The following is a 13548-nucleotide window of genomic DNA, read 5'->3' as shown; positions in this document are numbered from 1 at the left end:
GTGGATTGACAGTTGGTGACCATAACGTAACATGGTCACGAATTCTCATTTCACAAGGTGTCTTGATGCCCCCTTTTCGCGCCGTAGCCCTTCTATTGAGTGTCCACCTGATGACAGGCTGCGCGGTCGGTCCGGACTATCAGCGTCCGCACGCAGTTTTTCCGCAGCGCTACATGGATCAATCTGCTGTCGAGCAGAGGGGCGCCGCCATGCCTGCCAGTCTCGTGACCTGGTGGGAAGGTTTCGGTGATCCGGTATTGACCGACTTCGTTTCCAGGGCGCTGGAGCAGAACCTTGATCTCGCGCAGGCGTCGGCACGCATCACGCAGGCGCGGGCGGGACTGGGGGCGGCGAATGCAGCCCTGGTGCCCTCGGCGAACATCAGTGGGCAGGCTGCGCGCTCCTACCAATCGGTCGAAACTCCGCTCGGCCAGGTGTTGAACTCGACACCTGGGTATGATCGCTATGGGACTTCCTACGAAGTTGATCTGGGCGCGAGCTGGGAGGTTGATGTCTTTGGTGGGCTGCGACGCGCACGCGAAGCCGCGTTCGCCGAGTATCAGGCCTCCGAGGCGGATGGAGTCGCCACTCGGCTCGCCATTGCCGCGCAGACTGCAGACGCGTACATCACGATTCGCGGCTTGCAGGCGCGTCTGGACATTGCCAATCGACAAGTGGAAACCCAGCAGGGGCTGCTGGAAAAAGTCCGCTTGCTCAACGCCAAGGGTCTTGCTGCCGATTATCAGGTTCAGCAGACCGAGGGGGCATTGGCGCAAGTTCAAGCGAGCGTGCCGGTCTTGCAGGTGGGCCTTGACGCTGCGATGAATGCGCTGGACGTGTTACTCGCCACACCGCCTGGCGCCCATCGCGAGCAACTGGCGAAGGCGCAGAGTATTCCCGTTGCGCCGCAAATAACGCAGACGGGGTCTCCGGCGGATCTGCTGCGCCGCCGGCCGGATCTGATCGTTGCCGAGCGGCGACTGGCGGCCTCCAACGCCCGTATCGGGGCGGCGATGGCTGAGTATTACCCCAAATTCTCCCTCGGCGCATTGCTCGGCAGCGCCACGGCGGTCTCCGGTGGCAACCTTTTCACTGGCGGTGCCAGTCAGTCGGCGGGCGTGCTTGGGTTGCGCTGGAGACTCTTCGACTTTGGCCGGATCAACGCTCAGATCGATCTGGCCAAAGGGCAGGAAGCCCAGGCGCTGGCCGTCTATCGCCAGTCAGTCTTACGGGCCACCGAAGATGTCGAAAACGCGTTCTCGTCTCTGGTGAATCGAGACATTCAGGCCAGCACGCTGGCAAAAGGCGAGACATCGTTGACACAGGCTCGCCAATCGACGTTCGTTGCCTACCAGAAGGGCACGGCGAGCCTGATAGACGTCCTGCACGCCGATGAAACCCTGCTGCAGACCGCCGACGCCCGGGCACAGGCGCGAACGGAAGCGGCGAGGGCGGCAGTGGCAGCGTTCAGGGCGCTGGGCGGTGGGTGGCAGCCGACTCAGCCGCAAGGCGTCGCGACAGCAGCGCGATAATCGAAGCCCGGAACAGTCGCGAGCGTTCGCCGTTCAGGGCATGAGGCTGCGCAGGATGAGGTTGCAGGTGAGTGACCGCGCGTCCTCGATAAAGTCGAGGTTGTATTGCAGCAGGAGAGGATTGACGAAAGGCCGCAGAGTCAGGTGGATCGCTTCTACCGTTTCGTCCAGAGGCGTCTTGCGTTCAAACTCACCTGCCTCTCGCCCGTCACGCACGATCTGCAGAATGAACTGCTTGATCTGTGCTTCATAAACCAGCGAACTCGGCCAGCGCTCCGAAGCGGAAAACGCGGCGATGTCGTAGAGCTTGCGGTCGTTGAAGAACAGGTCCACAGCCGTCGCGATCACTGTTTTGACCAAGCGTCGAAACCGCTCCGTTGCGCTGAGAGTTTCCCCGTTGATGGACAGCTCTACGGCGGCGACGATCTGCGTCAAACAATGTGTGCAGATGGCCTCGCCGATCGCCTGCTTGGAATCGAAAAATTTGTAGATATAGGCTTTCGAGAATCCAATGGCCTTGGCCAGGTCCGAGACCGTGGTTTTAGCGTAACCGTACTGACTGAAGTGCTCATTGGCCGCCGCGACAATCTGGTTGCGAATGTCATGATCGGCGGGGCCGCGGGCGGTGGGCGATGCTATCGATGGCTGATTCATCCACGCAGCTTACCCACCCGCCAGCAGGCTGACAACTTGCGAACGACAAGCTGAGCGGTCCCATTTACAGCGGTGAGTCAGCGGCGCCGCGCTCATTCGCCTCATCTCGCTGGCTCGGGGCCTGGCTCGATGTTCGTGACCGCTACCTGCGCCCTCGAAGCTGCTGGGCCAATGTCAGAGGGCTCGTGTCCGGTTCCACCCATTAACCTCAAACTCATCCTTCAACGCTCTGAGCCTCTGGACAGCAGCCTCCGAAAATGGCCTCACCCTGCGCGTCCCGAGATCCACATGCAGCGCCGTCTGCAGCATGCTCGCGCTCAGGTAATTGAGCTCATGATGGTAAAGGTCCACCTGGGTCACCAGGCGTTTGTCGTCAAAACGCACCGGAGTCAGTTCGACCCGCAACGGGTCGCCGGCGCGGACTTCCTTGATGTACTTGACGTTGGCTTCCACGGTGAACAATCCGCAGTTGTGTTCACGTGTGTAACCCTCGCCCAGGCCAAAGCGGTCGAGGATGCGGTGGCCCAGGTCGTCGAGCAACTGCACGTAATACGCCATGTTCATGTGGCCGTAGAGGTCTATCCATTGGTCTTGGACGACGGCCAGTTCATGGGGTTTTGTTTTTGACGGTGGCGTGTTCAACGTGGGGTCTCCATTGATTGCAACATGAGCTTCAATGCGGTGCCATATCGCCGGGCGAGCGCTCTACTGGTGCGTTTTTGTCGCCTTTTTCCAGCTCCCCCGGAAAGACCGAGTGTAGCCAGTTGCGCAATCGGACGATGGCCGGATCGTTCCATTTTCGGGTCGGCGCAATGAAGTAATAGCCGCCCAGACGGATCGTCATGGGCAGCACTTCCACCAGCTCGCCAGCGGCGATTTTTTCGTCCGCCAGCAGCTCGCTGACCAGGGCGATGCCCTGGCCCATGCAGGCGGCTTCCAGGGTCAAGTGTCCATGCCACAGGCGCGGGCCGCGAAGCCTGGGTAGATCGGTGACACCGGCGATGCTCAGCCATTGTGACCAGCGCTGGGTATTGCGTTCGTGAATCAAAGGCAGGCCCAGCATGTCCTCGGCACACAGCACCTCGGGGTAACGATTGCAGAAGGCCGGACTGGCCACCGCGCGTATCAGCGGACGGGCGAACAGTTCGGCGCACAGCTCATCGCCCAGGTTCAGTTCTTCCAGGTAGACGATCTCGGCATCAGCTTCGTTGCGGTTGAAGTCGGGCCGCGTGCTGGTAGGCTCCAGCGTCAGCTCGCGGCCGTTCAGCGCCTCTTCCAGTTCGCCGAGACGCCCCAGCAGGCGCCGTGACGCCAGCCCTGCCATGCAGCAGACGTGCAGGGCGTCTTCGCCCTGGCGCAGGTCGCTGCTGGCGTCGGCAATGATGTCCAGCGCCCGGCGCAGTTGCGCGGCATAGCGCTGGCCTTCGCGCGTCATCTCCAGCCCGCGTCCGGATTTCCTCACCAATTTGGTGCCCACGGCACTCTCCAGGTTCTGGATGTGGCGGGAGATCACCGTGTGCGACACCGCCAGTTCCTCGGCGCATTGACGCACACTGCCCCAGCGGCTGAATCCTTCGAAAGCACGCACGGCGAGCAAGGGGGGAAGGCGGCGATTCATGGTTGTTTCCTGGGTACTCGGACCCTTTGGCTACAGCAAGGCTCATGCCAGCTATCGGTGCGTTTAATGCACCAATAGCGCCTGTTCTAACTGCTTGTTGGAGGGCGTTCGGATAATGGAACTTGATGCCACGGTTCTCGAACTCAGGAGCACAGGTTGAACATTTCAGGACGCGCCGCCATCGTCGGCGCCTATGAATCACCGCGAAGAGACGCCCAGGGCGTGCATCCGTTTGCCATCCAGGTGGAGTGCATTCACGCCGCGCTGACCCAGGCCGGGTTGGCCCTCAATGACGTTGATGGCCTGTGTGTCGCGTCTGGCGACTGGGCTGAAGGTGGTGGCGTCAACAGTGTGACCGAGATGGCCGAATATCTGGGCATCGAACCGCGCTGGTTCGACAGCACCGATGTCGGCGGTTGTTCGTATCTGGTTCATGCCGCCCATGCGGCCACTGCAATCGCGGCAGGACTGGTGGATGTGGTAGTGATCAGTTACGCGGCGTCGCCGCGTTGGTGGCCGTTGAACACGCCATCCTTCGATCCCTTCGTGCTGCCCGCCGGGCCCGGACAATTCGAGCTGCCGTTTGCGCCGACGCTGATTTCCACCTACGCCATGTTTGCCCAGCGCCACATGCACCTGTATGGCACTACCCCGGAACAATTGGCCGAGGTGGCCGTGACCTTCCGCCAGCACGCGGCCGGCAACCCGGATGCCTTTCTTGGTCGCAAGCCGATCACCGTCGACGACGTTTTGAGTTCCTCGATGATCGCATCGCCCCTGCATCGCCTGGACTGCTGCGTGGTCACTGACGGCGGTGGTGCCATTGTCATGACAAGCCGCGAGCGGGCACAGGATTGCCGGCAGAAACCGGTGTACCTCGGCGGCTTCGGCATGGCCACCCAGCGCACGCAAATCAGCCAGATGCCCCGTGACCTCATCACGCCAGCGGCGCGCACCGGGCCTCGGGCTTTCGAGATGGCGGGGCTGACGCATGCGGACGTGGACGTCGCGCAACTGTACGACGCCTTTACCATCACGCCGATGCTGGCGCTGGAAGACCTGGGCTTTTGCCCGCGTGGCGAGAGTGGTCGATTTGTCGCCGATGGCCACCTGAAAATCGGCGGGTCCTTGCCGTGCAATACCGATGGCGGCGGGCTGGCGTCGAATCACCCCGGCAAGCGTGGGTTGCTCGCCCTGATCGAAGGGGTTCGCCAATTGCGCAACGAAGGCCCGGGCGTGCAAGTCGAGGACGCCGAGGTTGCACTTGTACATGGCCTGGGCGGCACGTTCTGCGCTGCCGCCACCCTGATACTGACCGTTTGAGGATCTGCGCATGGCCACTTTCAGCCCCGTGACTCGCGACAACCTGTCTGCCTCCTGGTGGGAGGCCAACCAGGAACAACGCCTGCTGATCCAGCGCAACCCGGTGTCCGGCGCCTGGCAGTGGTACCCCAGGGCTCATTGCGTCGACGACCTGGGCGTTGTGCCCGACTGGGTGCAGGTGTCCGGGCGCGGCACGGTCTTCACCTTTACGGTGATTCATCGCGGTCACACGCGCCTGGATGCCCCTTACGTCTGCGCCGTTATCGAGCTCGAAGAGGGGCCGCTGATGTTGTCGCAACTGCGCGATGTTGCCCTCGAGGACATTTCGATCGGCATGCCGGTGAGGGTTGCGTTCACCGCCCTGGATTCTTCCACCTCATTGCCTGTGTTCCAGGCACGGAGCCACTCATGAGTTCTACCCTGTATTTCGAGGACCTGGCAGCAGACCAGAGCGTCACGTCGTCGCGCATCACTCTGACGGAAACCCACATCGTCCTGTTTGCCGGGCTGACTGGAGATTTCAACCCGTTGCACATGGATGAACAGACCGCGCGGCAAAACCTGTTCGGCCGGCGCATCGCCCACGGCATGTTGGCTCACTCGATGAGCACCGGCCTGCGCTCGAGCATTGATGACTGGGCGATCCTGGCCTTCATGGAGACCCGCCGCCGTTTCGCGGGCCCGGTCTTCGCTGGGGACACCCTGTACTACGTGGCCCAGGTCCAGGAGCTGCGTCGCAGCCAGTCCAATCCGTCCCGGGGCATTGCCAGGGTTTCGATGCGCCTGCTCAACCAGAACGAAGAGCTGGTGCAGGAAGGCGAAGATGTGTTCGCCGTGGCATGCCGGGGAGGGCAGCCGTCATGACCGGGCGTTTGCAGGGCCATGTAGCGCTGGTCACGGGTGGTGCCGGCGGCATCGGCTCCGCCATATGCCAGCGCTTGGCCGATGAAGGCGCCAGGGTCGTGATTGCCGATCTGGGGCCGGGTGCGCAAACGCTGGCCAATGCCTTGGTTGCGCAAGGGCGCCAGGCCTGCGCCGTCACCCTCGACGTATCGAGTCGTGCCAGTTGGCAGGCCGCCGTGGCGGAGCTTCCGGAAGCCTTCGAAGCGCTGGACATTGTGGTTAATGTGGCCGGGATCGTTCGCGATCGTTCGCTAGTCAAGATGAGTGACGAAGAGTGGCAGTCGGTAATCGACGTCAACCTGCGCGGCTCGTGGCTGGGTTGCCAGTTTGGTTTGGCGGCCATGATGGGGAGAGGATGGGGGCGGATTATCAATATCGCTTCCACGGCCATTTTCGGTGCGTTCGGGCAAGCGAACTATTCGAGTGCCAAGGCCGGTGTAGTGGGATTGACCCATACCGTGGCGCTGGAGGCGGCGCGTCATGGTGTACTGGTCAACGCGATTGCGCCGGGTATTGTTGAAACACCGATTCTGGCCAGTGTGCCGGAGGACATAAGAGAGAAATGGATGTCCAGAATGCCCTTGGGACGACCGGCACAACCTTCGGAAATTGCTGCAGTCGTGGCTTTCCTGGCGTCCAACGATGCCAGTTACATGACCGGGCAAGTGCTGATCGTCGATGGCGGCGCGACCACGGGCGACTACTGATCCTGCCGATTCCAGATAACCAAAAAATATCGCAGTCACTGAACGCGAAGGAGTCTCGAGATGGTCGAATTTACACGGCGCAAATTTTTGCAGGCCAGCGGTATCGCCGGCGTGGGCTTGATGGCGGGAGGATTGATCCGGCCTTCATTTGCCGCTGACGAATCGCTGTACGAAGCCGCCCGCAAGGAGGGCGCGCTCAACCTGTATTGGGGCTCATACGAGCAGAAGACCATCGAAGCCATTCGCGACGCCTTCATCAAGCGTTATCCGGGCATCAAGGTCAACTTGCTGCGCCAGGCCTCGCAGACCGTCTACACGCGCTTGCGCCTTGAGCTTCAGAACAATGCTCCCAACTGCGACTCGCTGGGCAGCACCAACATCCTGCATTACCTGGAATTGAAGAAAATCGGCGCGCTGTTGCCCTACAAGCCGGCCGGCACCGAGTTCTTGCCAAGCGAATTCCAAAGCCTGGACAAGGACGATATGTACCAGGTCGGCGCCATCAGCCTGACCTGCCTCAACTACCAGTCGGACAAGGTCAGTTCGGCCCCGGCCACCTGGGAGGCGGCGCTCGACAGTCAGTGGGCCAACAAGCTGACCGTGGGCAGCCCGGCGTTTTCCGGTGACGTGGCCTCCTGGCTCGTGGCCATGCGCAAGAAGTACGGCGACCACTACCTCAAGGAACTGAGCAAGCTCAACCCGAAGGTCGGCCAGTCCAACGTCGATACCGTCACTGACATTCTCTCCGGTGAGCGCTTGGTGGGCCTGGGCGCGCCGTTCAGTTTCTCGCTGACGCAAAGGGCGGCGGGCAACCCTATCAATGTGCAGCCACCGACCGACGGCACCATCCTCAACTTGGGGCTCAACGCCATTCCGCTCAAGGCACCCCATCCGAATGCGGCCAAGCTTTTCTCCGATTTCCTTTACGACCTGGAAGTCTCGCAGATCCTGGCCGCCAACTTCTGGCCGACCCTGCGCACCGATGTGCCCTGGGCCGAGGGTCGCAGCCTGGATCAGATCAAGTGGTACCGCAACCCACCGCAGGACCTGGCGGCGGAAGTGGCCGAGGGGATCGCCAAATGGAAAGAAATCATGGGTTGAACCCTTGCAGGCTTCGGCCTGCAGAGTGACCGTCGTCTGATTCAGGAGTGACCCTTCATGGGCGTTTTTGCAATAGATTCATCACCGGCTGCCTCCAAGGCCGGCATCCGGCGACACCGACCGTGGGTGCGCTGGACCGTGGTCTCAGCCGTGCTGTTGTGCCTGTTTGCACTGGTCGCGCAACCGGTGGGCTGGATTGTCTACAACAGTCTGCACGATGACGCGACACAGCAATGGACACTGAACAACTACGCGCGCCTGATGACTGCCAAGGGCATGTTGGCGCCGCTGGGCAACTCGATCATCCTGGCGTTTTCCACGGCGCTGTTCTCGACTGTGCTTGGTGTGCCGCTGGCCTGGCTGGTGGCCCGCACCAACATGCCAGGGCGTGGGCTGATCCGGATGTTGACCCTCGGCGCGTTCGTCACGCCGTCGTTCATCGGTGCGCTGGGCTGGATCCTGCTGGCCGCACCGAATGCCGGTTGGCTCAACTCACTGTATCGCTACCTGTTCGACAGCACGCAGCCGTTGCTCAACATCTACTCGATGGGCGGTGCGATCTTCGTCTGTGCGATCTACACCGTGCCGTACACCTTCACCATCGTCGCCAGTGCGCTGGATGACATGGCGGTGGAGCTCGAGGACGCGGCGACTACCCTCGGCGCCGGGGTGTTGCGCACGATGTTCAGCGTGACCATCCCGATGGTGATGCCTGCGGTAATCGTCGGCTTCATCCTGTCGTTCATCCAGGGCATGACACTGTTCGGTGTGCCGGCCTTCCTGCTGACGCCTTCGGGCACGGCGGTGGTGACCACCAAACTGGCCGAGTTCTATCAGTTGTTCCCGCCTGAGCTGTACATGGCGGCCGCCTATTGCATGCCGTTGTTGCTGTTGACCGGTGGCTTGTTCTGGGTGCGCAGGAAGATTCTGGGACGCAAGCGCTTCGTCATGATTGGCGGCAAGAGCCGTGCCGGCCGGCGCATTGACCTCAAGGGCTGGCGCTGGGGCGGGTTGGCGTTCGCCTTGATCGTGCCGGTGACGGCGGTGTTGCTGCCGTACTTTGCGCTGATCGTGGTGTCGCTCTCCAAGGCCTGGGGCCAGGGACCGTCGCTTGGCAACCTGACGTTCCACTGGTATCGCTGGGCGATCCTGGAAAATGGCGAAACCCAGGCGGCGATCCTCAACTCGCTGTCCTATGCTGCTGGCGCCGCGACCATCTGTGTGCTGCTCGGCGCGGTGATCGCCTACATCGTCGAGCGGCGGCTCGTGGCGGGCACGACCCTGATCGCCGGCCTGACTAACCTGCCGATCATCATTCCGGGGATCGTCCTGTCGGTGGGTTTCTTCGCCGCCTACACGCAGCCTCCGCTGAGCCTGTATGGCACCTCGGCGATCATCGTCGCGGCGTTTGTTGCCACGTTCCTGCCGATTGCCTATTCCCATGGCGGGGCGATTCTCAAAGGCATCAGCCCTGACCTTGAGCGGGTGGCCCGCATCCTGGGCGCCAGCGAAGCGAAAACCTTCACCAGCATTACCGCACCGTTGATGCGCTCCGGGCTGATCTCCGGCTGGCTGCTGGTGTTCATCCCGGTGATGCGCGAGCTGTCGGTGGCGGTGTTCCTGATCACCCCGAGCACCAACGTCATGACCACGCTGATTTATAACTACAAGGACGGGGGCAATTACGAAGCCGTGGCGGCGGCCAGCGTGTTGCTGCTGGTGGTTACCATGCTGGTGGTGGCGCTCGCGCAATTGCTCAACGTCAAGCTGGCCCGACACAAACGCCCAAGTGCCGGGCTCACTCGTACAGAACCAGGAGCCGCCCAACGAGCCAGATCCACATTCGCAACCTGCAAAAGAGCTTCGGTCAGTTCCAGGCGCTCAAGGGCATAGACCTGGTGGTCGAAGACGGGACACTGCTGGCCTTGCTCGGCCCCTCGGGCTGCGGCAAGTCGACCACGTTGCAGTTGCTGGCCGGTTTCGAAACCCCCAGCGGTGGTGAGATCCGTGTCAATGACCGGGTGATCTCCAGTCCCCAGGGTGTGGTGCCACCGGAGCACCGGGACATTTCCCTGGTGTTCCAGAACTACGCGGTGTGGCCGCACAAGACAGTGGCCGAGAACGTTGCGTTCGGTTTGCAAATCCGCAAGGTGCCTCGCGCTGAACTGGAACAGAAACTGAAGAAAGCCCTGAAGACCGTGCACCTCGATCATCTGGCCGACCGTTATCCGTCCGAGTTGTCCGGCGGCCAGCAACAGCGTGTGGCCCTGGCGCGGGCGCTGATCGTCGAGCCTAGCATCCTGTTGCTGGACGAGCCGCTGTCCAACCTCGATGCCCACCTGCGTGAAGAAATGCGCTTCGAGATTCGCCGCGTGCACGACCTGCTCGGCTTGACCACGGTGTACGTGACCCACGACCAGGGCGAGGCGCTGGTCACGGCCAACCAGGTGGCTGTCATGAACGGTGGCAGTGTCCAGCAACTGGGCTCGCCCCGGGAAATCTTCGAACGACCATCGAATGCCTTCGTGGCGGCCTTCATCGGCAGCAACAACGTTATTCCCGCTCGGGTGAAAGCCGCCGGCATCGCGCAGTTCGGCGAGCAGGCACTGAAGGGCGTTGACCGAAGCGGGGGGAAACCCGGCGAGGAAGTCACCCTGTGCATCCGTCCTTCGAAAGTCCGGGTGGTAGGGCCCGAGCAGGGCGCGGACAACGTCTTGCCCGGCACTGTGCTGCGCACGGCGTATCTGGGCGAGTACTGCGACGTGCTGGTGGACATCGGCCTGGGCGCCACAGTACGGGCGTTCACACCGCCGACTATCGATTATCAAGTGGGGCAGGTGGTGTTGTTGCAACTGCCGGAAGGCGATTGCCACCTGCTGCAACCGGGTAGCCGCGTCACCAGTTGATGGCTCTGTGTCGCCGCGCAGCGACATTCAAATTTCGGTTGAAGAACAAGGTGCAGTGATGAAAGTGAGTGAAAGTACAGAGATCGTTCGACAACGCCGGGGCAGCGTCGAATGGGTGATTTTCAATCGTCCTGATGCGCTGAATGCGATGTCGCCGGCCATGGAAGAAACACTGACCGGGATCTTTCTCGAACTGGCCGTTGACGACTCGGTCAAGGCTTTGGTCCTGACCGGCGCCACTGGCAAGCGTCCTTCGTTCATGGCGGGCGCCGATTTCGGCGCGCTGGAAGATGCCAAAACCGAAGCCGAGTTCCTGGAGTTGGAAGGCCACAGTGAAACCCTGATTGCCGCCCTGGAAGCGCTGAAGTTTCCCACGGTGGCGGCGATTGCCGGCCCCTGTGTCGGCGGCGGAGCCTTGATCGCCGCGGCCTGCGACGTGCGCCTGATCAGCCCATCGGCGCGCTTCGGTTTCCCCATTGCGAGAACGGTAGGCAACTGTCTGAGTGCGTTGAATTATCAGCGCCTGATCGACCTGTTCGGCCCGGCAATGACCAAGGAAATGGTGTTCAGCGCGCGGCTGGTGGAGGCGCCTGGCTTGATCGCCAGCGGCGCCTTTCGCGAGATGGTCGAGGAGGACCAACTGGAGGCCGCCGCCGAGCGCGTCTCCGAGCAGTTGACGCAATTGGCGCCCCTGACGCTGTGGGCGACCAAAACCGTGTTACGCCGCCTTCGCGATGCCCAGGTGGCCAATGTCCGGGACGAAGACGTGTTGTTGCGCTGCTACCAGTCCTGGGATTTTCGTGAGGGCGTTTCGGCCTTCCAGCAAAAACGTTCGCCTGCCTGGCAAGGGTGCTAGGGCGTTCGGTTTGATGGATTCATAACAGCAGAGAACCCGGTTCTCTACCGCAAATACCTAATGTGACCAGGCGATCCTGATAGCCTGGCGGGGTGAACTCATGTCCACGAAAACGCAAAACTCCAATAAAGGTCCACTCAATGGCATACGCGTGATCGATGCCACGCATATGCTGGCCGGTCCGTATGCAACCTGGTTGCTGGCCAGTCTCGGCGCTGAAGTGATCAAGGTCGAACGCCCAAACGGCGGGGACTACACCCGAGGTGTGGCACCGTTCAAGGATGACGGCAGCGTCTATTTCAACAGCGTCAATCGCAACAAGCGCAGCTTGACGCTCAACTTGAAAGATGAAGAGGGCAAGGCGGTGCTGCGCCAACTGTTGTCAACGGCCGATGTGTTCGTGGAAAACAACCGCGCCGGCGCCATGGAACGCCTGGGCTTCGGTTACGAGACGGTACGCGAATACAACCCTGGCGTGGTGTATGCGTCGATCTCCGGGTTTGGCCAGGACGGTCCGTACAAACATCTGCCGTCGTTCGACGTGGTGGCCCAGGCCATGTCCGGCATGATGAGCATCACCGGTGAAGAGTTCGGGCCGCCGGCGCGGGTCGGTATTTCCCTGGGCGACATCGGCTCGGGCCTGTTCACCACGGTGGGCATACTGGCGGCATTGGTCGACAAGGAGCGCAACGGCGGCACTGGCGCGTTCATTGACATCTCGATGCTCGACTGCCAACTGGCGATGATGGAAAACGCGGTTGCGCGGTATCTGCAGGTCGGTGACGTGCCCAAGCGCCTCGGCAGTCGCCACGCCTTGATCGCACCGTTCCAGGCCTTCCCGACGGCGGACGAGCCGATTGCCATCTGCGTGGACACCGAAGAGCAGTGGCAACGCATATGCCTGGCGATGGATCGTGCGGCGTGGATCGACGATCCGCTGCTGCGTGACGGTCCGCTGCGTGCACAGAATCATGCCCACCTTGAACCCCTCATGAAGACCCGCCTGACCGAGTATGGTCGGGAGCATTGGCTCAAGACCCTGCAGGCGGCGGACGTGCCCTGCAGCCCGATCAACACCGTGGCCGAAGCCATTGCCGACCCGCAGGTGCAGCACCGTGGAATGATCGTCGAAGTGCCAGCGCAGTCGGGTAATTGCTACGTGAAACATCCGTTGCACATGCCCTACACACAGATGGTCGACGAACAACCTTCGCCAGGTCTGGGCCAGCACAGTGCCAGTGTGCTGAAGGAGTTGGGTTATAGCGACGATCAGATTGTTTCGTACAAGGCGCGCGGGGTGATCTGAGGCGAAAGTTACTGAAATAAACCCCTGTAGGAGCGAGCATGCTCGCGATGGTCGTAAACGATGACGCTGGTTGCCTGAAACTCCACGGTGCCTGGTCCACCATCGCGAGCAAGCTCGCTCCTACAGGGATCGGGCGGGACATTATCGGCATCGATAGTCACCATCAACTCAATGAAGTTCTCATAAAAATTGTGCGGCGTAACATCGGCTCCATACCAAACAACTACACCACCTGGAGCACACGATCATGAAACGCCAAACTCTTCTCAGCATCGCTTTCTCGGTTTTTGCAGTTAACGCTTTTGCCGCTACCGCCGCTCAACCTGTTGTTGCTGAAGGTGGTTCGGATCGCCTGATCGAACGCCGTGTAGCCGAAGGTGGCTCTGATCGCCTGATCGAACGCCGTGTAGCCGAAGGTGGCTCTGATCGCCTGATCGAACGCCGTGTAGCCGAAGGCGGTTCGGATCGTCTGATCGAACGCCGCGTCGCCGAAGGTGGCTCCGACCGCCTGATCGAACGCCGTGCCGTATGAAGCATGGCTCCCGCGCAACACCCAACAAGAAGCCCGGCCTAATCAGCCGGGCTTTTTCGTGAACGCAGATCCCTTTAGGAGCGAGCCTGTCGAACCGTCGCGATGGTCGT

At 61.5% G+C, this 13548-nt stretch carries 14 protein-coding genes and 1 pseudogene; 12 read left to right on the top strand and 3 right to left on the bottom strand.

Translation table 11 applies throughout. The features are described 5' to 3' along the window. Positions 1 to 65 precede the first annotated feature (65 nt). A complete protein-coding gene (locus AB4O36_RS13670; RefSeq protein WP_460142017.1) occupies positions 66 to 1532 on the top strand; it encodes an efflux transporter outer membrane subunit in 1467 nt (488 codons plus the stop codon). A gap of 33 nt (positions 1533 to 1565) precedes the next feature. Here AB4O36_RS13670 and AB4O36_RS13665 read toward each other — a convergent pair whose 3' ends face one another. The 3 genes from AB4O36_RS13665 to AB4O36_RS13655 form a co-directional block, all read right to left on the bottom strand. Beyond that, a complete protein-coding gene (locus AB4O36_RS13665) occupies positions 1566 to 2186 on the bottom strand; it encodes a TetR/AcrR family transcriptional regulator (protein ID WP_460142016.1) in 621 nt (206 codons plus the stop codon). 174 nt (positions 2187 to 2360) lie between these two features. Then, positions 2361 to 2828: an acyl-CoA thioesterase gene (locus tag AB4O36_RS13660; protein WP_460126016.1), complete on the bottom strand. Its 468-nt coding sequence runs from the start codon at positions 2826 to 2828 to the stop codon at positions 2361 to 2363. 31 nt (positions 2829 to 2859) lie between these two features. Next, a complete protein-coding gene (locus tag AB4O36_RS13655) occupies positions 2860 to 3804 on the bottom strand; it encodes a LysR substrate-binding domain-containing protein (RefSeq protein WP_460142015.1) in 945 nt (314 codons plus the stop codon). A 156-nt stretch (positions 3805 to 3960) separates the two neighbouring features. Here AB4O36_RS13655 and AB4O36_RS13650 point away from each other — a divergent pair, with 156 nt between their 5' ends. The 11 genes and pseudogenes from AB4O36_RS13650 to AB4O36_RS13600 form a co-directional block, all read left to right on the top strand. Beyond that, positions 3961 to 5127 carry an acetyl-CoA acetyltransferase gene (locus AB4O36_RS13650; RefSeq protein ID WP_460142014.1) on the top strand — a complete coding sequence of 389 codons (1167 nt, stop codon included), beginning with the start codon at positions 3961 to 3963 and terminating at the stop codon, positions 5125 to 5127. Between the two features lie 10 nt (positions 5128 to 5137). Next, the gene (locus AB4O36_RS13645; RefSeq protein ID WP_460142013.1) at positions 5138 to 5539 is read left to right on the top strand and encodes a Zn-ribbon domain-containing OB-fold protein; all 402 of its coding nucleotides are present in this window, start codon (positions 5138 to 5140) and stop codon (positions 5537 to 5539) included. Then, on the top strand, positions 5536 to 5991 hold the full coding sequence (locus AB4O36_RS13640) for a MaoC family dehydratase (protein ID WP_460126008.1): 456 nt from the start codon (positions 5536 to 5538) through the stop codon (positions 5989 to 5991). Before AB4O36_RS13645 ends, AB4O36_RS13640 begins: the two co-directional genes overlap by 4 nt. Further along, positions 5988 to 6737 carry an SDR family oxidoreductase gene (locus tag AB4O36_RS13635; RefSeq protein ID WP_460142012.1) on the top strand — a complete coding sequence of 250 codons (750 nt, stop codon included), beginning with the start codon at positions 5988 to 5990 and terminating at the stop codon, positions 6735 to 6737. Before AB4O36_RS13640 ends, AB4O36_RS13635 begins: the two co-directional genes overlap by 4 nt. A 60-nt stretch (positions 6738 to 6797) precedes the next feature. Beyond that, on the top strand, positions 6798 to 7838 hold the full coding sequence (locus tag AB4O36_RS13630; protein WP_460142011.1) for an ABC transporter substrate-binding protein: 1041 nt from the start codon (positions 6798 to 6800) through the stop codon (positions 7836 to 7838). A 57-nt stretch (positions 7839 to 7895) separates the two neighbouring features. Beyond that, positions 7896 to 9731, top strand: coding sequence for an ABC transporter permease (locus AB4O36_RS13625; protein WP_460142010.1), 1836 nt, complete (start codon positions 7896 to 7898; stop codon positions 9729 to 9731). Between the two features lie 5 nt (positions 9732 to 9736). Then, positions 9737 to 10744, top strand: coding sequence for an ABC transporter ATP-binding protein (locus tag AB4O36_RS13620; protein WP_460142009.1), 1008 nt, complete (start codon positions 9737 to 9739; stop codon positions 10742 to 10744). Between the two features lie 58 nt (positions 10745 to 10802). Further along, a complete protein-coding gene (locus tag AB4O36_RS13615; RefSeq protein WP_460142008.1) occupies positions 10803 to 11600 on the top strand; it encodes an enoyl-CoA hydratase in 798 nt (265 codons plus the stop codon). A 100-nt stretch (positions 11601 to 11700) separates the two neighbouring features. Then, positions 11701 to 12906: a CaiB/BaiF CoA transferase family protein gene (locus tag AB4O36_RS13610; RefSeq protein WP_460142007.1), complete on the top strand. Its 1206-nt coding sequence runs from the start codon at positions 11701 to 11703 to the stop codon at positions 12904 to 12906. A gap of 38 nt (positions 12907 to 12944) precedes the next feature. Next, positions 12945 to 13157, top strand: coding sequence for a hypothetical protein (locus AB4O36_RS13605; RefSeq protein ID WP_460142006.1), 213 nt, complete (start codon positions 12945 to 12947; stop codon positions 13155 to 13157). After that, positions 13154 to 13429: pseudogene (locus AB4O36_RS13600) on the top strand (phage infection protein); the annotation flags it as partial. The gene AB4O36_RS13605 and the pseudogene AB4O36_RS13600, both read left to right, overlap by 4 nt. Between the last annotated feature and the right edge of the window lie 119 nt (positions 13430 to 13548).

The organism is Pseudomonas sp. S2_E01 (assembly GCF_054668365.1).
This window is presented reverse-complemented; position numbering and strand designations above follow the sequence as displayed.

What these genes read in the sequence shown, in the direction of transcription:
- AB4O36_RS13670 (WP_460142017.1), top strand. Translation starts at nt 66, where the DNA reads ATGCCCCCTTTTCGCGCCGTAGCCCTTCTATTGAGTGTCCACCTGATG.
- AB4O36_RS13665 (WP_460142016.1), bottom strand. Translation starts at nt 2,186, where the DNA reads ATGAATCAGCCATCGATAGCATCGCCCACCGCCCGCGGCCCCGCCGAT.
- AB4O36_RS13655 (WP_460142015.1), bottom strand. Translation starts at nt 3,804, where the DNA reads ATGAATCGCCGCCTTCCCCCCTTGCTCGCCGTGCGTGCTTTCGAAGGA.
- AB4O36_RS13645 (WP_460142013.1), top strand. Translation starts at nt 5,138, where the DNA reads ATGGCCACTTTCAGCCCCGTGACTCGCGACAACCTGTCTGCCTCCTGG.
- AB4O36_RS13640 (WP_460126008.1), top strand. Translation starts at nt 5,536, where the DNA reads ATGAGTTCTACCCTGTATTTCGAGGACCTGGCAGCAGACCAGAGCGTC.
- AB4O36_RS13635 (WP_460142012.1), top strand. Translation starts at nt 5,988, where the DNA reads ATGACCGGGCGTTTGCAGGGCCATGTAGCGCTGGTCACGGGTGGTGCC.
- AB4O36_RS13630 (WP_460142011.1), top strand. Translation starts at nt 6,798, where the DNA reads ATGGTCGAATTTACACGGCGCAAATTTTTGCAGGCCAGCGGTATCGCC.
- AB4O36_RS13625 (WP_460142010.1), top strand. Translation starts at nt 7,896, where the DNA reads ATGGGCGTTTTTGCAATAGATTCATCACCGGCTGCCTCCAAGGCCGGC.
- AB4O36_RS13615 (WP_460142008.1), top strand. Translation starts at nt 10,803, where the DNA reads ATGAAAGTGAGTGAAAGTACAGAGATCGTTCGACAACGCCGGGGCAGC.
- AB4O36_RS13610 (WP_460142007.1), top strand. Translation starts at nt 11,701, where the DNA reads ATGTCCACGAAAACGCAAAACTCCAATAAAGGTCCACTCAATGGCATA.
- AB4O36_RS13605 (WP_460142006.1), top strand. Translation starts at nt 12,945, where the DNA reads ATGCTCGCGATGGTCGTAAACGATGACGCTGGTTGCCTGAAACTCCAC.